Origin of the sequence: Bacillus cereus group sp. N14 (assembly GCF_016483555.1) — a bacterium.
Taxonomy (GTDB): Bacteria; Bacillota; Bacilli; order Bacillales; family Bacillaceae_G; genus Bacillus_A; species Bacillus_A wiedmannii.
The window spans coordinates 75,556-95,056 of the sequence record NZ_JAEHBQ010000019.1 but is presented as its reverse complement, the minus strand read 5'-3'; the positions used below and the strand labels follow the sequence as shown (position 1 = coordinate 95,056).

Here is a 19,501-nt window from a genome sequence, read left to right as displayed (position 1 = left end):
CAAGGTCACATCCAACTTTTATAGTATATGTATCGAAGCTGTTCCTCCCTAATTTATAAGACATTCCCCAGTGTCTTTGAATAGCTTCCATCCCTAATTAAATTGACATAAATTGTCCCCTTCCTTGACCATCCTATGTGATGGTCTTATTTTTTTGTTTACTCTATCTTCTATTTAAAACTCCCTCTCTCTTTCACTCTATATTCACACCCTGGTCACATCTACCTTTTATAGTATATGTATCGAAGCTGTTCCTCCCTAATTTATAAGACATTCCCCAGTGTCTTTGAATGGCTTCCATCCCTAATTAAATTGACATAAATTGTCCCCTTCCCTAGACCATCCTATGTGATGGTCTACTTTGTTTTCTAACTAGATTCCCCAACTTTTTTGCTTACTTTAGCAAAAGCAATCTATATTTAAATACATATTTTTATACAAAATATTCAGAAAATACTGTCAAAAATAGGTGGTTTTTTTGTACAATTAATGTAGAAAGTAATTTTACAAAAATAAAGGGGGGGTTTTATTGAAACAAACAAAAGCAATCTTAATCGCATTATTTCTCGGTTTAGTTGTCGGACTCACTTTAAATTTAGCTGCACCATCCATTTTTGAACCATTAAATCAATATGTGTTCAATCCACTTGGTCAATTGTTTATTCGCCTCATTAAAATGCTAGTTGTTCCTGTTGTATTCATTTCTATCGTGCTTGGTTCTGCTGGGCTTGGAGACCCGAAACAACTTGGAAGAATCGGCTTAAAATCAATTTCATTCTTTCTTGTAACTACAGCCGTTGCCATCTCTATTGCAGTTACATTTGCACTGATTATACAACCAGGATCTGGCGGTAACTTTAAAACCGAAGGGCTTAAATATGAAGGGGCAAAAACCGAAACATCTTTCGTCGATACATTGCTAAATATCGTACCAGATAACCCAGCAAAAGCGATGGCTGATGGAAACATGTTACAAATTATTGCCTTTGCCGTATTAATCGGACTCGGTATAGCTATTTTAGGAAAACGGGTTCAAGGTATCCATTCATTACTTGAACAGGGCAACGAATTAATGATGTATCTTGTTAATCTCGTTATGAAATTAGCTCCAATCGGAACATTTGGATTGCTCGCTTCATCCGTTGGTAAAATGGGTCTTGCAGGCGTCGCTGCGATGTTCAAGTATATGATTGTCGTTATGCTAGTACTTATTATTCACGGCGTCTTCGTGTATGGCGGATTATTAAAGGTATTAGCAAAAGAAAGTATTGTCCGTTTCTTTAAACATTTCGGACCGGTAATGGCAATTGGGTTTAGTACATCTAGCTCTAATGCATCTCTTCCATTTGCAATGAAAACAGCACAAGAAAAACTGGGTGTTCCAAAAGCGATAAGTTCTTTTGTACAACCACTAGGTGCAACGATTAATATGGATGGCACTGCCATTATGCAAGGTGTAGCAACTGTATTTATCGCTCAAGTATACGGAGTTGAGCTTACTATGTCCCAATTAGCTGTCGTCGTATTAACTGCTGTACTAGCTAGTATCGGTACTGCTGGTGTACCAGGTGTTGGACTTGTAATGCTTACGATGGTTTTAAATCAAGTAAATCTACCCGTAGAAGGTATTGCCTTAATTATCGGTATTGATCGCATTTTAGATATGTCACGAACAGCTGTAAATATTTCCGGTGATGCAATTTGCGCAATGATCGTCGCAAAATCAGAAGAAAAATATAATACGGATCAATCCGCAGCATCTTAAATCAAAAAAGGAGTGAATTATTTCACTCCTTTTTTGATTTACTTCCTTTTTTCGAACGATATTCTTTTCCTTTGTTATCATTACCAGTCTCAAATTCAGTACTAAACTCTTGCTGAAATTGCCCTGATTTCGGTGAGCCTTGATTTCCGCTCCCTTTACTACCATTTCGATTTGTCATATGTCTGCCCCCCTTCCTTTACTAGTAGTATGTTACATATTTTCTTTTTTATAATCTTTTACATACGAAAGAAGACCTTCCTCACATAGGGAAGGTCTTCTCCTTTATTACGTAAGCGTTTTCTTACTTGTAATGAATTAAATAAGTTTTTTAGAAATTGATATCATTATATTCATTTCTTCTTCTGAAAGCGCGGAGAATCTTTTTTGTAAATATTTCTTTTTCTCCCCTTCCATTTTCGCAACCAAATCTTTTCCTTGTTCTGTAATCTCCAAATATACAACTCTGCGATCTGACGTAGAACGTGAACGAGTTACAAAGCCTTTATTAATTAATTTTTCTGTAACAGCTGTAATATGACTATTCGACACATTTAACTCATTAGCTACACGTGATACCATTTCTTTATTCGTACGGTTCAATATTCTAAGGACGATGAACTCATTCCACGGTATGTAACCACCAAATATTTTTCCAATATCATTACGCAACGTGCGAAACATAGCAAAAACATTTGTCGATAGTTCTTCCATTAATTGCTCTCGATTTTGAGACAATTTTGACAGCCCCTTTTACTTCATTTAGTTAAATAAAAACCTTATTAATAATTTTACATGAAATCTTACTTTTTGTCACCTTATTTCCCCATAATTCGTAGTTTTTTAATATACATTTCATGATACAATAAAATTAATTTTCCAGAAAAAGGAGATGGAATAGTGAGTGAAGAAGACAAATTTTCTAATCTCAATCTAAAAGATAAGACTTTGATTATCGGTTTTGTTATTCTGTTGCTCATTATAATTTTTGCATTTATATTCTTTGTATATGTAGGAATCTTTCATATTACAGGTATAGAGTATAGATCACGCACTGCTTTACTTCTATTTTTTTATTAATCACTTTCTTAGACGGTATTACATTCTTTATCTTCGGTTTCCTCAAGGCATTGCTATATCCAATGACAAAAAACATGCCAAATTGGCTGGCTATTACTCTTTTTGCAATCATTGAAATTACGCTAGATTGGTTCGTCATTCATACTGCCGACGATTGGATAGAGAGTGTTCAACTGTCCAACATTGCTGAATTATGTGTCGTACTATTCCTTTTCCTATTAAATCAATTATTAAGTGACAAGAAGGAGTAAGAATACAAGCTTTTCTATATAAAAATTGGTACAATGAAAACAAATCATACTAAAGAGGTGTTACTTATGAACTTACAACAATGGGCTGATAAAGGTATGTCCTTTGATACATATGTGAATGAAATGAAAGTAAATCAATACGAGCTACTGCACATTTACAATAACTTTTTAATTCCAAATGAATTACTTCCTGTATTAGAAGAACGCCAAAATGATGGCTGGCGTGTTATCGTATTAACAGCTGATTGGTGTGGTGACGCTCTTTTATGCGTACCTGTTATGAAACGAATTTCTGAAGTTGCAAATATTGATATGAGATTATTAATTCGCGATGAAAACTTAGAATTAATGGATCAATATTTAACAAATGGAACAGCACGTGCCATTCCAATTTTTATTTTCATTGATAAAGATGGAAATGAACAAGCCGTTTGGGGACCACGCGCTCCAAAAGTACAAGAGTTAGTAACTTCAATGCGCGCTACATTACCTGAAAAAGAAGATCCAACATTCGAAGAAAAACAAAAAGAAATGTACGCTAATTTCCGTGCTACATTAGCGGATGATACTTCTCTTTGGGAACATGTAATGGAAAGCATGATGGAAAAAGTAATAAAATAAAAAAACTGCCGAACTCGGCAGTTTTTTTATTACATAATGAAGAAATAGAATACCGCAGCTAAAATGAAACGGTAGTAAGCGAACGGTGTTAGTTTTACACGACCTAATAATTTTAAGAATGAAACAATTGCAAGCATCGCAACAACGAATGCTGTAATAAATCCTGTTGCAAATAACGGGATATCAGCCGCACTTAATATATCCCAGCTTTTAATTAAATCTAAACCACTTGCAGCTACCATCATTGGTACTGCTAAAATAAATGTATATTCAGCCGCCGCTGTATGTGACACGCGAGCTAATAAACCACCACTTATTGTAGAACCAGAACGAGAAAATCCTGGCCAAAGCGCTAAACATTGGAACATCCCAATTGTAAATGCTTGCTTATATGTGATTTCATCTAATGTTCTTGCTGTACTTGGTTTCGAAAACTTCTCAGCAACAATCATTAAAATACCACCAGCCACTAAACTGATGACAACTGGGCCTGGCCCAAATAAAACTTCTTTAATCGCACTATGGAACAATACGCCAAGTATGCCAGCAGGAATCATCCCGATAATAATATGTAATAAATTTAACGATGGTCCATCTGTTACTTTCCCTATACCAACTAAAGACCATAGACGCTTCCAAAATATAACAACAACTGCTAAAATCGATCCCAATTGAATAACAACTTCGAAAACTTTCGCTCTCTCGTCGTCAAATCCAAGTAAATGACCTGTTAAAATCATATGTCCTGTTGATGAAACTGGTAAAAACTCTGTTAAACCTTCAACAGCACCCATGATTATTCCAATTAACCAATCAGCCACGAGTAGTGCCTCCTTAATAACGAATATGTAATTTTTCACACCTTATCATAATACCTTATCCCCTTTTAAAGTGCATCCTTTTTTTATTGATTGTACATGTTGTATGCGCGTATTTCTTTTCTATTTTTTAATTAAATTGTATGATAGTAAGAGTTTGTTTTTTTAGCGGAAAGGGGATTTTATGAAAGAAACTAATTCATTCTCACAAAAATTAAAGCAATTTGTATTACTATTTTTCCCGATTTTCGTAACGCAAATGTCATTATTTGCAATGAGTTTTTTCGATACGACAATGTCAGGGCACGCAAGTCCTATTGATTTAGCTGGTGTTGCTATCGGAACAAGTATATGGCTTCCCGTTAGTACCGGATTAACAGGAATTTTAATGGCTACTACTCCAATTGTTGCGCAGCTCGTTGGATCAAAGAAAAAAGAGGATGTTCCCCAAGTTGTCATACAAGCAGTATATTTAGCAATTTGTGCTAGTTTCGTGGTCATCCTTATCGGTTTCTTCGCTGTTTCACCTATTTTAAACGGCATGCGCCTGGAAGAACCTGTGGAACGTATTGCGGCACAATTTTTAAGTATTATTGCAATTGGAATTATCCCTTTATTTACTTACACTGTTTTACGCGGGTTTATTGATGCATTAGGAAAAACTCGCACAACGATGATCATTACATTACTATCATTACCAATTAACGTAGTATTAAATTATGTATTAATTTTTGGTCATTTCGGTTTTCCAAAACTCGGTGGTGTTGGAGCGGCAATTGCTTCTGCAGCAACCTATTGGTGCATTTTAATTATTACCGTTATTATTATTCGTACGAAAGAACCTTTCGCATCTTTCAATATCTTTAAACAATTATATCGTCCTTCTCTTTCAAGTTGGACTGAATTCTTAAAACTTGGCGTCCCTATCGGATTTGCTATCTTTTTTGAAACGAGTATTTTCGCTGCGGTGACACTTATGATGAGTAATTTTAGTACGACAACAATCGCAGCTCATCAAGCAGCTATGAACTTCGCTTCCTTGTTATATATGACTCCTTTAAGTTTAGCAATGGCAATGACCATCGCTGTTGGATTTGAAGTTGGAGCAAAGCGATACAATAACGCAAAACAATATGGATTTATCGGGATTGGCTTAGCACTTGCATTCGCCCTATTATATTCAATTCTTCTCTACTTCTTTGATGATGCAATTGCTTCAATTTATACGACAGATGCAAATGTTCACCATTTAGCAAAAGAATTTCTTATATTTGCGATTTTATTTCAAATTTCAGATGCAATTGCAACTCCTGTACAAGGGGCACTACGTGGTTATAAAGACGTAAATGTTTCCTTAATTATGACATTAATCGCTTATTGGGTAATAGGTCTCCCTCTCGGTTACATATTAGCAACTTACACTGACTGGGCAGCAAAAGGATATTGGATCGGTCTTATTATCGGTCTAGCATTTGGCGCCACCTTCCTTCTTGTCCGTCTCTTTCAAGTTCAAAGAAAATATACAACAGAAAACCGCCACTCACGATAGAGGGGCGGTTTTCTTTATGCATATTTTTTCTTTGAACGTATAACATAATGAAAAAGAAAGGTGGATACATATGGACGAAAAAGAAAAAAAGCAATCATTCGATGAAGAATTCGCCCCTGAAATTTCACCTGGATATCGGCAAGATGTACATAAGACACCTAAATATAAAAACACCTCGTTTTTAATGGGCATTACCATTTTTGCCGCTGTGTTACTCGTACTCATCATTTTCGTTTATTTTTGATGGAGGGTGGTCTATTATATGAAGAAACAAAATTCCAATCGTTCAAAAAGAACTGTGCAAACAGAAAAAGGGTATGCAGGTGATTCTGTTCTTACTCAAAAACAAGTCGAGCAAGGAAATTTATATATTGCTCAAAAAGAACTTGGTCAACAAAATGAAAACCTTTAGAATCCCTCAAAAAACTGGGGGATTTTTTTATCCGCTATTTGTAGCACTGATTCATGTTTCACTTTATTGTACATACTGTTTTTGTTCTAACACCTTAAATATATTATTAACCTTTACAATTTTCATTTCATAATTCAATTTCATTTCGCTTCTCTTACCATTTTCAGTACCCGCAACGTACGCTGCAGTTTGATAACGAAAACTTTCATCCGTCACTTCACGTATGTCCTCGTTTATAAATTTATACTCTAAATCCCGAAACCGATTTGGATAATAATTTCCTATTAATTGTTCATATCCTCTATTTATAAATAGTTCTTCACCTTTTCGTTTCACATCTTCTTTATTATTAAGCTCAAACACTGATAATTGCTCTGTCACAAAATGTTCTCCTACCTTTTTCATTTCATTATGAGTTAAAGTTTCTATACTTTTGTTCTTTAATTCATTATTTAATCCGTACTGATTAATCGGTTTAAAGCTAGCAAAAACCTCTTCTTTATATGACCAAAACAATCCAAAAGCGATACATAGAGAAATGATGAATAGTCTTTTCTTCGTGATACTCCCGCCCTTCTTCATAATGATAGTTATATTTTAACATATAGAAAGAAAATTCTGATATCATAAAGTGGAATAACTTAACTTAGAAATGAGGAACAATTATGGACTCTTACAAACAGTATATAAAAGAAGCTTTGCCTAATCTTTCTATACATTCATATAAACAAAATGAAGAAGGATGGGATAATGTAGCGGTTATAGTAAATGAGGAGCTACTGTTTCGTTTCCCGCGAAAACAAGAATATGCAATGCGAATTCCTTTAGAAAAAGAACTGTGCATAATTCTCTCTCATTTGCTACAAGAAATCGAGGTTCCAAAGTATCACCTATTATATAAAAATGATGCTGATACTTTTCCACTTTGTAGTTACTATACTCTCATTCATGGTGAACCGTTTAAACAAGAAATAGTTACCAAGCTAGAGAAAAAAGAACTTGAAGTAATTATTACACAATTAGCGACTTTCCTTACGGCTCTACATAGTATTCCTTTAAAGCGTGTGAAGGCATTAGAATTCCCTATAGAAAAAACACTCACCTACTGGAAAGAGCTACAAACAAAATTAACCCAATATCTTACTAACAGTCTTACTTCATACCAGAAATCAGCGTTAAATTTTTTATTCGAAAAATTCTTTACATGTATGGATACATCCACTTTTCAAAATACAATTATTCACGCTGACTTTACACATCATCACATTTTATTTGATCACCAAAATAAAACCATTTCAGGTATTATCGATTTTGGTGATGCTCAAATTGGAGATCCCGCCTTTGATTTTGCTGGGCTATATTATGATTTCGGACATGAATTTACTACATCAGTATATGAACAATACAGTAGGCTTAGTTCACACCATGATCCATTACTCATTCACCGCATCACGACCTTTTATCAATACAGTCCTTTACTACATAATATGATTTATAACTTTGAAACAAAGAATGAACTTAAATTCCTAGAAGGTACTGAACAACTGAAAGTAATACTACAGGGATGACATTAAATTCTCTCCCGATATTCTCTCTCTTCATACATCATTAACTTTTTATCCATTTCAACAATGATTTGATACAGTTGAAACGCTTGTAAAATTTGCAGTTGAATTCCAAAAGGAGCATTCTGTTCTTTTAACCATTGAAATACTTTCGTTTCATCTTCCATTGATTATTCCTCCCTTTATTAAAATCTGCTACAAATATACGGTAAATGATGAAAAGCTTTTCATGTCAATAACAAAAAGGATGCAAAATTGCATCCTTTAATGTACGATATTTTTCTTCTGCTTCGCTTCTTTCTTTACTTCTTCCCCTTGGCATTCCCTACGAAACGCACAACTCATACACTCAGAACGAAAATGACGCTCTGTATAATGCTCAGGTTGTTGCAACATTTCTTTCATTCTAGATAAATCAGCCATGCCAGTTATAATATCTTCCTGTTTCGGAATGTACTCATACTTAGTTCCTTCTATTAAATTAATAACCTCAATTTTTCCGGGAAGAATTCCGAAAGCTTTATAACTGAATACTGTCATTAACTTTTGACAAAGAGCAAGCATTTCCTCATCCGCATCGACAACATACTTTTTAATTACAAACGACTCAGTACTCCACTCACCAACTTCTAATGTCAATGACATGTGGACACCTAACTCTTCCATATATGTTTGAAATTTTTCATATAAAAATAACGGCGGTGTCTGACTATCATCTCTTTCAACAAACTGTAATAAGTGATCCGTTAACTTCGCTAACACAATATAATACTCCGTCTTTGAAGCAAACATATTAATCCTTACCTTTTTCCAATACTTTTCTATTAATATTAAAAGTACGATTTTCGTTTGTTGGCCCGCAGGTAGTGTGTAATATTCATTAATAATTCGATTCACAATCATTTGTGCGATTTGTTGCCATTCAAATGAAGAAGGTTCTCTTCTTTTTATATGACGGAAATAAAATTTATGCGGACAACGCATAAAATCATACAAATGATAATCTGTCATCGTTTTGATTGCGATTTTCTCATGCACTTGCTCTTCATCTCCCTTCTGCCATTAAGAAAGGTGTTTTACAAATTCAGCTCCAAACTGTAAACATTTTTCTACATCTTCATCTTCTGGCGTTAATTCTACTTTTAGTCCTTCTAACACAACTGCAGCTCCGCGCTCTTGTAGCTTTTCTATTAAAATTTCAACCGCCACGCCGTATTTCGGATAAGCCGAATCACATGATCCGAATACTGCCGCTTTTTTCCCGGTTAAATCAATAGAATCCATTGCATCATAAAAATCTAAGAAATCATCAGGAAGGTCACCATCTCCCCAAGTGTAAGCACCTAAAATAATTCCATCATACTGTTCTAGTATAGAAGCTTCTGGTGAATCCATAATATCGATAACTTCAATTTCATTTTCTGTTTCACGAATTGCACCCGCAATATGATCAGCCATTTCCTCTGTATTTCCACTCATACTTGCAAAAATCATTACTAACTTACTCAACTGAATCTCTCCTTTTACCTTGTATCTCTTTTTCTGTTGGAAGCGTACTCTTCTCATCTACATATTCAGAACGAATTACATTTCGTTGCCATTCCATATGCTGATCAACATCTTTATTTTTATCTTTTAATCCCCTCCGCAGAAGGTGAAATTTTTTTCTCATTAACATTTCTCATCCATCCTATTGATAATAATTATCAATTTCAACTACCCTTAGATTAATTGACAGTGATTATCAATGTCAATAACTATTTTTTAAAAAATGATTAAAATGTACAAGCTTGTCCGTTAGCTATTCATATACTATAAATGAGCATAGTTCTTTCTCAGCCCTCTCTGACGGAAAGAAATAAAAGCAACTGCGATAGAGCGCAGTTGCCTTTTTTTATACTTTTCTATGATTTTAGTAGTCTTATCGCTGTCTCTAAAAATAATTCCACTCCATAAATTAAAGCTGATTCATCTACATCAAATTTCGGATGATGATGCGGATAACAAGTATCTATCTTTTCATTCCCCGTCCCCAATTTAATGAAGCAACCCGGTGCCTTTCTTAAATATGCTGAAAAATCTTCTCCTCCCATAGAAGGTTCCAGCTTTACAACACGCTCATTCCCAAACAAATGTAGTGCACTTTCTTCTACTACTTTCGTAATATATTCATCATTAATAACCGGATCATATCCATATCGATACGTATATGTATACTTTCCTCCATGTGCCTTTGTAATTCCTTTCACGATTTGCTCAATTTTCTCTTCTGCTTCTATTCTTAACGCTTGATTAAAAGAACGCACAGTTCCCATTAAAGTTGCTGCACTAGGAATAATATTATCAGCTATTCCCCCATGAAACTGCGTAACTGAAACGACCCTTTGCATGAAAGCACTTGTATTTCTTGATACGATATGTTGTAAATTTGTAATAATCTGTGCTCCGATAGCAATAGGATCTATCGTTTCTTCTGGCCTCGCCGCATGCCCTCCTTTCCCTTGAATTTCAACTGTAAATACGTCCGGTGCCGCCATCATCGGTCCATACGCAATTCCGATTTTCCCGCTCTCCAATCCAGACATAACATGTAAACCTATTACATAATCAACACCATCCATCACGCCTGCCTCAACCATTTCTTGTCCCCCGCCAGGATACACCTCTTCTGCGTGCTGAAAGAAGAGACGAATCTCACCTACAAAATCTTCCTTTATATTTGATAGCACCTCTGCTGTACTTAACAAAATAGCTGCGTGAGCATCATGCCCACATGCATGCATCATTCCTTTATTCACAGACGTATAAGATTTCCTTGTCTCCTCTTGAATTGGTAAAGCATCTATATCAGCTCGAATCGCAACTACTTTCCCTTGTCCCGTCCCTCTTTTAATTGCTAGTACACTATACTTCGTCGGTCTCGTTACTTCAAAAGAAGAAAATGAACATAATGTATCATATATAAATTGTGAAGTTTCTTTTTCATGAAATGATAATTCCGGATATTTATGAAAATGCTGTCTCCATTTAATAATGTTTTCTTCTGAAATAAGATCCTTCCACATCCTCTTCATCAGAAATTCCTCCTCTTATGAAACTTTAACAATTCATACATTAACTATGAAAAACTCAAACAAATATTACATTTCTATACATTCTCCCAGATCACTTTTATACATTCACACAATCCACTTCCTATTTACATGTCAAACCCATTACAAATTCATGCTGAATGTAATATAATTGCTAAGTTAGGGATTTTCTTTTTTAGTATTTAGTGCTAATATCAGAAAAGAGCCTTTTGACTTATTTTTACCTAAAATGTGGGATTTTGTTTTTTTCACAATAATGTAGGACATGATACCTACAAAGAGCTATCATTTCATTAAGAGAGGGAAAGACATGGAAAGATTAAAAGAGATATGGTCTCGACCACTCACACAATGGGTTGCAAAGACGGTTTATTACCTTGCAATTTTATTTGCATTGCTTTGGTTGTATGGATTCCATGATACAAACACAAGTACATTTATTTACAACGAATTTTAGGGTGGGAACGTTATGAAGTTATTAGAACAAATTGAAAAGTGGGCTATTGAAACGCCTGATCAAACTGCTTTTGTTTGGCGAGATGCGAAAATTACGTACAAACAATTAAAGGAAGATTCTGATGCGTTAGCACATTGGATTTCTTCTGCGTATCCAGATGATCGTTCACCAATTATGGTGTATGGTCATATGCAACCTGAAATGATTATTAACTTTTTAGGATGTGTAAAAGCTGGACATGCTTATATTCCTGTAGATTTATCTATCCCAGCTGATCGTGTACAACGTATCGCTGAAAATTCTGGTGCGAAACTACTTTTATCAGGAGCTGAAGTAACTGTAACTGATTTACCAGTTCGCATTGTAAGTGAAGACAACTTAAAAGATATTTTCTTTACTCATAAAGGGAACACTCCAAATCCTGAACATGCGGTAAAAGGTGATGAGAACTTCTACATTATTTACACATCAGGAAGCACAGGTAATCCGAAAGGGGTTCAGATTACTTATAACTGCCTTGTAAGTTTTACAAAATGGGCTGTAGAAGATTTCAACTTACAAACAGGGCAAGTATTCTTAAACCAAGCACCTTTCTCATTCGATTTATCTGTCATGGATATTTACCCATCATTAGTAACAGGTGGTACACTTTGGGCAATCGATAAAGATATGATTGCACGTCCAAAAGACTTGTTTGCTTCTTTAGAGCAATCGGATATACAAGTATGGACTTCGACACCATCTTTCGCAGAGATGTGTTTAATGGAAGCATCTTTCTCTGAGAGTATGCTACCGAACATGAAAACATTCTTATTCTGCGGTGAAGTGTTACCAAATGAAGTAGCTAGAAAATTAATTGAGCGTTTCCCGAAAGCGACAATTATGAATACGTACGGTCCAACAGAAGCCACTGTCGCTGTAACAGGTATTCACGTTACAGAAGAAGTGCTTGATCAATATAAATCACTTCCAGTTGGCTACTGTAAATCAGATTGCCGCCTTCTTATTATGAAAGAAGATGGTACGATTGCACCTGATGGTGAAAAAGGTGAAATCGTAATTGTCGGTCCAAGCGTAAGCGTTGGATATTTAGGAAGCCCTGAATTAACAGAAAAAGCATTTACTATGATTGACGGTGAGCGCGCCTATAAAACAGGTGATGCTGGCTATGTTGAAAATGGTCTTCTATTCTATAATGGTCGTCTTGATTTCCAAATTAAGCTGCATGGTTATCGAATGGAATTAGAAGAAATTGAGCATCACCTTCGTGCGTGTTCTTACGTAGAAGGAGCAGTTATCGTTCCAATTAAAAAAGGTGAGAAATACGATTATTTATTAGCGGTTGTTGTTCCTGGAGAACATTCATTTGAAAAAGAATTCAAACTAACATCTGCAATTAAAAAAGAACTCAATGAGCGATTACCAAACTACATGATTCCACGTAAATTCATGTATCAATCTTCTATTCCAATGACACCAAATGGAAAGGTAGATCGCAAAAAATTATTGAGTGAGGTTACAGCATGACCGCATATGGATCATTTTATTTTTTCGCTATAGTGGGCATTTTATTAATACCTACTATCATAGCTGGATTAAAAGGTAAAATGTTGCGTAAATATAATGCCGTTTTAACATTAGTCATGATTGCTATTATCTTCTCGGATAAACCGAAGCAAGCGATTATGTTAGCCGCATTTATTATTTGGCAATATGCCCTAATTAAAGGCTATTTAATTTTAAGAAAACAAAATAATAGTACATTCATGTTTTGTATAGCTGTTATTTTATCGATTTTGCCACTTATTTTGGCAAAAATCGCACCATTTGTGCCTGAATTACATTTTATTGTTTTCGCAGGTATGTCTTACGTAACATTTAGAGCAGTACAAATGGTCTTTGAAGTTCGTGATAATTTAATTAAAGAACTTTCCTTCTTTAATTTCTGGGAATTCGTTTTATTCTTCCCTGCGATTTCAAGTGGACCTATCGATCGTTACCGTAGATTCCAAAAAGATATTCAAAAGCCACCTAGCGCTGAGGAATATCAAAAGTTACTATATACAGGGCTTAACCGTATTTTCCAAGGTTTTCTGTATAAATTTATAATTGCGCACTTGATAACAACATATCTTGTAAAGGCAGTATTCGCCAATCAAGATACACTTTTATCTAATGCGATTTTTATGTACGCTACTAGCATGCAATTATTCTTTGACTTTGCAGGTTATAGTGCGTTCGTAATTGGTATCAGTTACATGATGGGAATTAAAACTCCTGAAAACTTTAATAAGCCATTCCTTAGTCGTAACATTAAAGACTTCTGGAACCGCTGGCACATGAGTTTATCATTCTGGTTCCGTGATTTTATTTACATGCGTTTCGTCTTTTTTGCAACGAAGAAAAAGTTAATTAAAAACCGCTACACAATTTCGTATATCGGTGCATTTTTAAACTTCTTCATCATGGGAATTTGGCACATCCAAGGAAGCGCTGTTGCGCAGTATGTTATTTATGGTCTATATCATGCCGCACTGTTTATTTTATTCGATATTTTCGAGCGAAAAAACAAGAAGCATAAGTTTTGGCCAAACAATAAATTTACACACGTCCTTGCGATTGTAATTACGTTCCACGTTGTATGTTTCGGTTTCCTAATTTTCTCTGGACACCTTAACAGATACTTTTAATGCACCCTTCTTATACTAATAAGAAGTTGCACATATAATATATTTCGGATATAAAGGAGATTTTAAAAATGGCAGAATTTAAAGAGCAAGTATTAGATATTTTAGAAGAAGTATGTGAAAACGATATTGTGAAAGAAAACTTAGATGTTCAATTATTTGAAGAAGGTATTCTTGATTCTTTCGCTGTAGTATCTTTATTAGTTGAATTCCAAGAGCGTTTAGATATTGAAGTTTCTATTTCTGATTTTGACCGTGACGAGTGGGCTACACCAAACATGGTTATTAAGAAGTTGGAAGAAATCCGATGAACAAAGCAAAATTTGGTCCGATGCTTTTAGCATTGGCCCTTTTTGCTGTATTCTTACTTATTCCAACGCGCTTCCTACTTCCACTTTTAAGTGATGAAAAAGTAGAACAAGCTGCCACTTCTTTAAAAGAAGAAAAGATTCAAAGTATGATATTACAGCGAAAGATGTTAGCAGACCCGAAATATCTTCCGATGTACGGTTCATCGGAATTCGCACGTATGGATGCTTTCCATCCATCAAATTATTTCAAAGTAAAGCCTGAAGGGTTCACGCCATTCCTACTTGGACGCGGAGGAACACAAGACCTTGTACATGTGTTAAACTTTGCATCTACTATGGATCAATTGAAGGATAAGAAAATGGTATTCGTTCTTTCTCCTCAATGGTTTGTACCACAAGGTATTGATGAAACACACTTTGCACCTAACTTTTCAAAACAACAAGGCTATCACTTGCTTTTCAATGATGACTTAAAGCCTGAAATGAAAAAGCAAATTGCAAAGCGTTTATTAAACTTTGAGATCGTCAAGAAAGAAACTTTACTAAAAATTTCGCTTGAAGGTATCGTTTATGATGATACAAAGCATAAAGTAAAAGCACTTGCTGCTAAACCTTTCGCTTATATTTATCGTAACATTTTAGATCGTAAAGATTTATTTACAGCAATGTTTGATATTAAACCGCATAAAGAAAAACTTGACCCTTCATTAAAACAAATGAATTGGGACGAGGCTCGTAAACATGCAGATCAAACTGGTGCAGTAGAATCAGGATCTAACGAATATGGTATCGAAGATGATTACTTCAATAGCAAAATTAAGAAGAAATTAAAGCAACGTGAAGGCTACTTAAAAAATGATGCTTATGATCAATCGCCAGAATATGAAGATTTACAAATTGTACTTGATTTATTAAAACAATCTGGTGCAAAACCACTCTTCATTTCTGTTCCTGTAAAAGGTCCTTGGTACGATTACGCTGGCTTCCCGAAAGAACGTCGCGAATTGTACTACAAGAAAGTTCATGAGCAAATTGAGAAAGCTGGCTATCCAATTGCCGACTTCTCAAATCATGAGTATGATAAATACTTCTTAAAAGATCATATGCACTTAGGTTGGAAAGGCTGGGTTTATATCGATGAGGCCATCCAACAATTTTATAAAGCAAACTAATGAAAAGACCACTTGAATTATTCAAGTGGTCTTTTTCTATAAATATTTTGTAATTGTTCGATTACGTTCTCTGCTTCTTTCATAACTCGCTCCACTACATGCTGAGCTGATTCTATTCGTGCTAATGATGACGCTTGCCCTGCCCAAAGCGACATGTATTCTCCTTTATTTTGTTTTGCTGCTTCTTGGCGTATTTTAGAGGTTAATACATTTTGCACTGGATACATCGGAAGCCCTTCTTCTTTCCCTTCATGTCTCTCTATAAATTCATTACGAATACCCCGCGCATATTTCCCGGAAAACGCACGGGTCACAGTTGTACTCGTATCTGTACTATGTAACACTGCTTCTTTATACACATCATGCGTAATACTTTCTTCACTCGTTAAAAAGGCTGATCCCATTTGAACAGCTTCTGCCCCCAGTGTAAATGCCGCAACAAGCCCTTGTCCGTTCATTACACCACCTGCTGCAACAATTGGGATATGCGGGACTGCTGCTACTAACTGCGGAATTAATGCAAACGTCCCAATCATAACGTCCTGTTCTTTCCCAATAAACGTTCCTCTATGCCCTCCTGCCTCACTACCTTGACCAACAATAACGTCTACTCCTAATTCAGCAAGCACCCTCGCCTCTCTCACATGAGTAGCTGTTCCGATGACTTTTATTCCTCTTCTTTTTAAGTCACCTATTTCTTCTTTTTCTAACGTTTGAAATGCAAAGCTAACGACTGGTACGTTTTCTTCTATTAACACTTGTAATTGTTCTTTATAGCTTTTGGGGAGCTTTATCGCCTCTTCTTCCCCTATACCGAATTCTCTATTCATTCCGCTAAGTAATACCTTTGCCAAGTTTACTTTCTCTTCTTCTATCTGTATCTCTTTCGTTAACAGTAAATTAACACCGAAAGGCTTATCAGTTCGTTCCCTTATTTTATAAATTGCTTCACGAATTTGCTCAGGGCTCATATAGCCTGCTCCAAGCGTTCCTAGTCCTCCACTATTACTTACAGCTGCAACAAGCTCAGGCGTCGTAATCGCACCTGCCATACCTGCTTGAATGATGGGATACTTAATTTGTAATAGATCTATTACGCGACTTGTAAACATCATTTCTCCTCCTATTCCCCTTATATCTTCTTTATTTGACAAACTTTCCCCTTCTTTTACAAGGGTTGAACTTCATAGGAAGCGAATATATTGAAAGGGAAGGAGGCTGAAAACAATGATATATCCAAATGCGTTACAACAAGGTGATACAGTAATGATTATTGCACCGTCCGGTCCACCAACAATTGAAAATGTATTAAAAGGGGTAACCCTATTACAAGAAATGGGTTTATCTGTAGTAATCGGGAAGAGTGTTTATGAGAAATATGGATATTTAGCTGGAAGTGATCAAGTTCGGCTCGATGATATACATGGAGCATTTACAAATAATGAAGTAAAGGCCATTTTCTGTGCACGAGGTGGTTACGGAAGTGCTCGTCTCCTCCCTCACATTCAATATGAAATCATTCAGCAGAATCCAAAAATCTTTTGGGGGTATAGCGATATTACAGCTTTACATACAGCCTTTTCACGTTATGCAAAGCTTGTTACTTTTCATGGTCCAATGGTTGAAGAATTAGGTAAAGGTGTAGATTCTCTTTCTTTATCTTCTTTCAATCAACTATTCCATCCGTATTCAACCATCTTATCTGCTTCAGAATGTATCGTACCTACCTCTCCATGTACAGTTACAGGCACATTGGCGGGAGGGAATTTAACTGTATTAACGAGTATAATTGGCTCACCCTATGAGATAAATACGGCTAATAAACTTTTGTTACTTGAAGACATTGGGGAAGAACCGTATCGCATTGACCGTATGTTAAATCAGCTACTTTTATCTGGAAAGTTTAATGAATGTAGCGGTATTATTTTTACAAGTTGTCACGACTGCACTCCTTCTAAACCATCTCAATCATTACAAACAATACTATATGAATATTTCGCACCATATCATATACCTGTCCTATTCGGTTTACCGATTGGACATATAAGCCCAAACATCGGGATTCCTCTTGGAGCTACAGCGACAATAAATACAAATAATAAAACACTCTCTATTTCTTCTGGCGTAGCCAATCTGTATTCAAATTAAAAAGGAAAAGCGATTCCGCTTTTCCTTTTATTTATAATAATTAAAAATTCGTCCAGATGCGATATCTGCAACTTCTTCAGGAATAAATGTTTTATTTATATCAGTGCCAACATTTAATACTGCTGTAGCATCTTTCTCAATGCTACCAAATAATTCTTTTCCACGTATCGTAATAAGGGGCGTTCCTTCTGGCAACACGTCTTTTACAAATTCCATTTGTGTAAAGAACGGAACGATCCATCTACCCTCTCCTTGGAAATGACGCAAACGAAGTATTCCTTCTGTTGCCCCGTCCTCTGCTTCTAGTGAACCAGCAACATAAAACTCAGTAGATAAGAGCAATTCATAAAATTCCTTTTGCTTCTGTTTATCGTCTCCTGCTACAACAAGTACTTCTTCTATTCTCTTTACCGGAATTTGCTCCATATGATGCCACCCCTATTTCAAAATGATTGTACTTAGATTATACGAAATATTCTTATTTTTTTCTACATAATTCGCAATTATTTTCTTAAAATAATTTTAATGCTTCTTTTGTCGTTACAATCGTAGCAAACTCTTCATGAAAATTTACAAGTGTCATATTGTGAATATCCTCTGCATTATACTCTTTACGATCTAGACCTTTACGGTTAAAAGTAGCCGTTGCATCACTCACTAAATACGTTGTAAATCCTAAATTTCCTGCCATTCGTGTCGTAGTCTCCACACAATGATTTGTCGTTAATCCTACAACCACTACTGCATTACATTTGTTCTCTCTTAATTGCTCTTCTAAATTTGTCCCAATGAACGCGCTGTTAACAGATTTCTGCATAATCACTTCACCTGGTAATGGCTTCAGCTCTTCTTTAAAGTTCACCGTTTCCGCTCCTTCATAAAACATCGATTGAGCATTTTCTTTATTTACATGTTGAATATGAAAAACTGGTCGTTTCCTTTTTCTCCATTCTGCTAATAACATTCTCATGTTTTCTTCAGCAAAAAGATTATTTCTCTCGCCCCAATATGGTAACTGAAACGCCTTTTGTACATCAATTATAATAAGTGCTATTTGATTAGTCATCATTTTCTCCTTCATTCGGCTGTAATTGAAACAGAAAACCAAGTTGTTGTGACGCAGTAATAAAACAAATATAAGCGCAAAGCTCTACAATTTCTTTTTCCGTCCAATATTGTTTCAATGCATGAAACATATTATCATCTATTGCCTTTTTATCATGAACAAATGTATGTGCAAAAGTAACTGCTACACTCATTTCTTCTACCTTTTGCATATCATCAGGTCTTCCCTTTGCCATACAGTACGGACATTCATTCCCGTACGCTAATGTTCTTCTTACTTGCTCCTTTAGCTCTGCCGACATAGTTCCTTTACTATACAGTGTATTCTCTACCATACTCCATGAATATAATAGATCTGGATTATGCCCTAATAACTTTTGAAACTTTGTAACTCCTACATTTGATAATGAAATTCTCTCCATCATTTCCCCTCCTATTTCCTTCCGTTTTATTGTAAAATAAATAAAGTTCACTTTACATTTCATATGAATCTTAATTTGTATTTTCACTT

At 35.4% G+C, this 19,501-nt stretch carries 25 protein-coding genes and 1 pseudogene; 13 read left to right on the top strand and 13 right to left on the bottom strand.

Features of this window, described 5'->3' with window-relative positions; translation table 11 throughout:
• The first annotated feature begins 529 nt into the window (after positions 1-529).
• A complete protein-coding gene (locus JDS82_RS22640; protein WP_000814822.1) occupies positions 530-1,765 on the top strand; it encodes a dicarboxylate/amino acid:cation symporter in 1,236 nt (411 codons plus the stop codon).
• A 22-nt stretch (positions 1,766-1,787) separates the two neighbouring features.
• Here the strand turns inward: JDS82_RS22640 and JDS82_RS22635 are convergent, their stop codons facing one another.
• Complete coding sequence (locus JDS82_RS22635) at positions 1,788-1,943, bottom strand: hypothetical protein (protein WP_000184933.1); 156 nt, start codon at positions 1,941-1,943, stop codon at positions 1,788-1,790.
• Between the two features lie 137 nt (positions 1,944-2,080).
• Positions 2,081-2,500 (bottom strand): MarR family winged helix-turn-helix transcriptional regulator, encoded by a 420-nt coding sequence (locus JDS82_RS22630; protein ID WP_000081443.1) that lies wholly within the window; start codon positions 2,498-2,500, stop codon positions 2,081-2,083.
• Between the two features lie 162 nt (positions 2,501-2,662).
• Between JDS82_RS22630 and JDS82_RS22625 the strand changes: the two are divergent.
• Together JDS82_RS22625 and JDS82_RS22620 are read left to right on the top strand one after the other, a co-directional pair.
• Positions 2,663-3,093 (top strand): annotated as a pseudogene (locus JDS82_RS22625) (regulatory YrvL family protein).
• Between the two features lie 33 nt (positions 3,094-3,126).
• On the top strand, positions 3,127-3,714 hold the full coding sequence (locus tag JDS82_RS22620) for a thioredoxin family protein (RefSeq protein WP_074651557.1): 588 nt from the start codon (positions 3,127-3,129) through the stop codon (positions 3,712-3,714).
• 29 nt (positions 3,715-3,743) lie between these two features.
• On the opposite strand, the gene uppP is transcribed toward JDS82_RS22620, so the two are convergent.
• Positions 3,744-4,535, bottom strand: coding sequence for a bacitracin resistance undecaprenyl-diphosphatase (gene uppP, locus JDS82_RS22615; protein ID WP_000796242.1), 792 nt, complete (start codon positions 4,533-4,535; stop codon positions 3,744-3,746).
• 181 nt (positions 4,536-4,716) lie between these two features.
• On the opposite strand from uppP, the gene JDS82_RS22610 reads away from it, so the two are divergent.
• The 3 genes from JDS82_RS22610 to JDS82_RS22600 all read left to right on the top strand — a co-directional run bounded on the left by JDS82_RS22610 (position 4,717) and on the right by JDS82_RS22600 (position 6,493).
• On the top strand, positions 4,717-6,081 hold the full coding sequence (locus JDS82_RS22610; RefSeq protein WP_061673464.1) for an MATE family efflux transporter: 1,365 nt from the start codon (positions 4,717-4,719) through the stop codon (positions 6,079-6,081).
• 70 nt (positions 6,082-6,151) lie between these two features.
• Entirely contained in the window at positions 6,152-6,325 is a 174-nt protein-coding gene (locus tag JDS82_RS22605; protein WP_000343561.1) for a hypothetical protein, read from the top strand.
• A gap of 18 nt (positions 6,326-6,343) precedes the next feature.
• Complete coding sequence (locus JDS82_RS22600) at positions 6,344-6,493, top strand: hypothetical protein (RefSeq protein ID WP_000744624.1); 150 nt, start codon at positions 6,344-6,346, stop codon at positions 6,491-6,493.
• Between the two features lie 63 nt (positions 6,494-6,556).
• On the opposite strand, the gene JDS82_RS22595 is transcribed toward JDS82_RS22600, so the two are convergent.
• On the bottom strand, positions 6,557-7,075 hold the full coding sequence (locus JDS82_RS22595) for a hypothetical protein (protein WP_048561411.1): 519 nt from the start codon (positions 7,073-7,075) through the stop codon (positions 6,557-6,559).
• 83 nt (positions 7,076-7,158) lie between these two features.
• Here JDS82_RS22595 and JDS82_RS22590 point away from each other — a divergent pair, with 83 nt between their 5' ends.
• Positions 7,159-8,061: an aminoglycoside phosphotransferase family protein gene (locus JDS82_RS22590; protein WP_199713976.1), complete on the top strand. Its 903-nt coding sequence runs from the start codon at positions 7,159-7,161 to the stop codon at positions 8,059-8,061.
• Between the two features lie 2 nt (positions 8,062-8,063).
• Here JDS82_RS22590 and JDS82_RS22585 read toward each other — a convergent pair whose 3' ends face one another.
• From JDS82_RS22585 to amaA, 5 genes are all read right to left on the bottom strand, one after another.
• Positions 8,064-8,225 carry a hypothetical protein gene (locus tag JDS82_RS22585; RefSeq protein ID WP_000389250.1) on the bottom strand — a complete coding sequence of 54 codons (162 nt, stop codon included), beginning with the start codon at positions 8,223-8,225 and terminating at the stop codon, positions 8,064-8,066.
• Between the two features lie 97 nt (positions 8,226-8,322).
• A complete protein-coding gene (locus JDS82_RS22580) occupies positions 8,323-9,096 on the bottom strand; it encodes a hypothetical protein (protein WP_048561412.1) in 774 nt (257 codons plus the stop codon).
• A 24-nt stretch (positions 9,097-9,120) separates the two neighbouring features.
• Positions 9,121-9,567, bottom strand: a complete 447-nt coding sequence (locus JDS82_RS22575; protein ID WP_048561413.1) for a flavodoxin — start codon at positions 9,565-9,567, stop codon at positions 9,121-9,123.
• Positions 9,560-9,736 carry a hypothetical protein gene (locus JDS82_RS22570; RefSeq protein ID WP_016088748.1) on the bottom strand — a complete coding sequence of 59 codons (177 nt, stop codon included), beginning with the start codon at positions 9,734-9,736 and terminating at the stop codon, positions 9,560-9,562. The genes JDS82_RS22575 and JDS82_RS22570 overlap by 8 nt, the downstream gene beginning before the upstream one ends.
• Before the next feature lie 226 nt (positions 9,737-9,962).
• On the bottom strand, positions 9,963-11,132 hold the full coding sequence (gene amaA, locus JDS82_RS22565; protein WP_199713975.1) for an N-acyl-aliphatic-L-amino acid amidohydrolase: 1,170 nt from the start codon (positions 11,130-11,132) through the stop codon (positions 9,963-9,965).
• Positions 11,133-11,460: 328 nt separating this feature from the next.
• Here amaA and JDS82_RS22560 point away from each other — a divergent pair, with 328 nt between their 5' ends.
• From JDS82_RS22560 to dltD, 5 genes are all read left to right on the top strand, one after another.
• A complete protein-coding gene (locus tag JDS82_RS22560; protein ID WP_000440293.1) occupies positions 11,461-11,607 on the top strand; it encodes a teichoic acid D-Ala incorporation-associated protein DltX in 147 nt (48 codons plus the stop codon).
• Between the two features lie 12 nt (positions 11,608-11,619).
• A complete protein-coding gene (gene dltA, locus JDS82_RS22555) occupies positions 11,620-13,134 on the top strand; it encodes a D-alanine--poly(phosphoribitol) ligase subunit DltA (RefSeq protein WP_199713974.1) in 1,515 nt (504 codons plus the stop codon).
• Entirely contained in the window at positions 13,131-14,297 is a 1,167-nt protein-coding gene (gene dltB / locus JDS82_RS22550; protein ID WP_000127922.1) for a D-alanyl-lipoteichoic acid biosynthesis protein DltB, read from the top strand. The genes dltA and dltB overlap by 4 nt, the downstream gene beginning before the upstream one ends.
• A gap of 68 nt (positions 14,298-14,365) precedes the next feature.
• The gene (gene dltC / locus JDS82_RS22545) at positions 14,366-14,605 is read left to right on the top strand and encodes a D-alanine--poly(phosphoribitol) ligase subunit DltC (protein ID WP_000807310.1); all 240 of its coding nucleotides are present in this window, start codon (positions 14,366-14,368) and stop codon (positions 14,603-14,605) included.
• Positions 14,602-15,777 (top strand): D-alanyl-lipoteichoic acid biosynthesis protein DltD, encoded by a 1,176-nt coding sequence (gene dltD, locus JDS82_RS22540; RefSeq protein ID WP_199713973.1) that lies wholly within the window; start codon positions 14,602-14,604, stop codon positions 15,775-15,777. The genes dltC and dltD overlap by 4 nt, the downstream gene beginning before the upstream one ends.
• Positions 15,778-15,794: 17 nt before the next feature.
• On the opposite strand, the gene JDS82_RS22535 is transcribed toward dltD, so the two are convergent.
• Complete coding sequence (locus JDS82_RS22535) at positions 15,795-16,889, bottom strand: NAD(P)H-dependent flavin oxidoreductase (RefSeq protein ID WP_097815858.1); 1,095 nt, start codon at positions 16,887-16,889, stop codon at positions 15,795-15,797.
• A gap of 115 nt (positions 16,890-17,004) precedes the next feature.
• On the opposite strand from JDS82_RS22535, the gene JDS82_RS22530 reads away from it, so the two are divergent.
• Entirely contained in the window at positions 17,005-17,925 is a 921-nt protein-coding gene (locus tag JDS82_RS22530) for a S66 peptidase family protein (RefSeq protein WP_199713972.1), read from the top strand.
• A gap of 27 nt (positions 17,926-17,952) precedes the next feature.
• On the opposite strand, the gene JDS82_RS22525 is transcribed toward JDS82_RS22530, so the two are convergent.
• The 3 genes from JDS82_RS22525 to JDS82_RS22515 all read right to left on the bottom strand — a co-directional run bounded on the left by JDS82_RS22525 (position 17,953) and on the right by JDS82_RS22515 (position 19,475).
• On the bottom strand, positions 17,953-18,351 hold the full coding sequence (locus JDS82_RS22525) for an SseB family protein (protein WP_199713971.1): 399 nt from the start codon (positions 18,349-18,351) through the stop codon (positions 17,953-17,955).
• 85 nt (positions 18,352-18,436) lie between these two features.
• Positions 18,437-18,991 carry a cysteine hydrolase family protein gene (locus JDS82_RS22520; protein WP_199713970.1) on the bottom strand — a complete coding sequence of 185 codons (555 nt, stop codon included), beginning with the start codon at positions 18,989-18,991 and terminating at the stop codon, positions 18,437-18,439.
• Positions 18,984-19,475, bottom strand: a complete 492-nt coding sequence (locus JDS82_RS22515) for a carboxymuconolactone decarboxylase family protein (RefSeq protein WP_199713969.1) — start codon at positions 19,473-19,475, stop codon at positions 18,984-18,986. The genes JDS82_RS22520 and JDS82_RS22515 overlap by 8 nt, the downstream gene beginning before the upstream one ends.
• Positions 19,476-19,501: the final 26 nt, after the last annotated feature.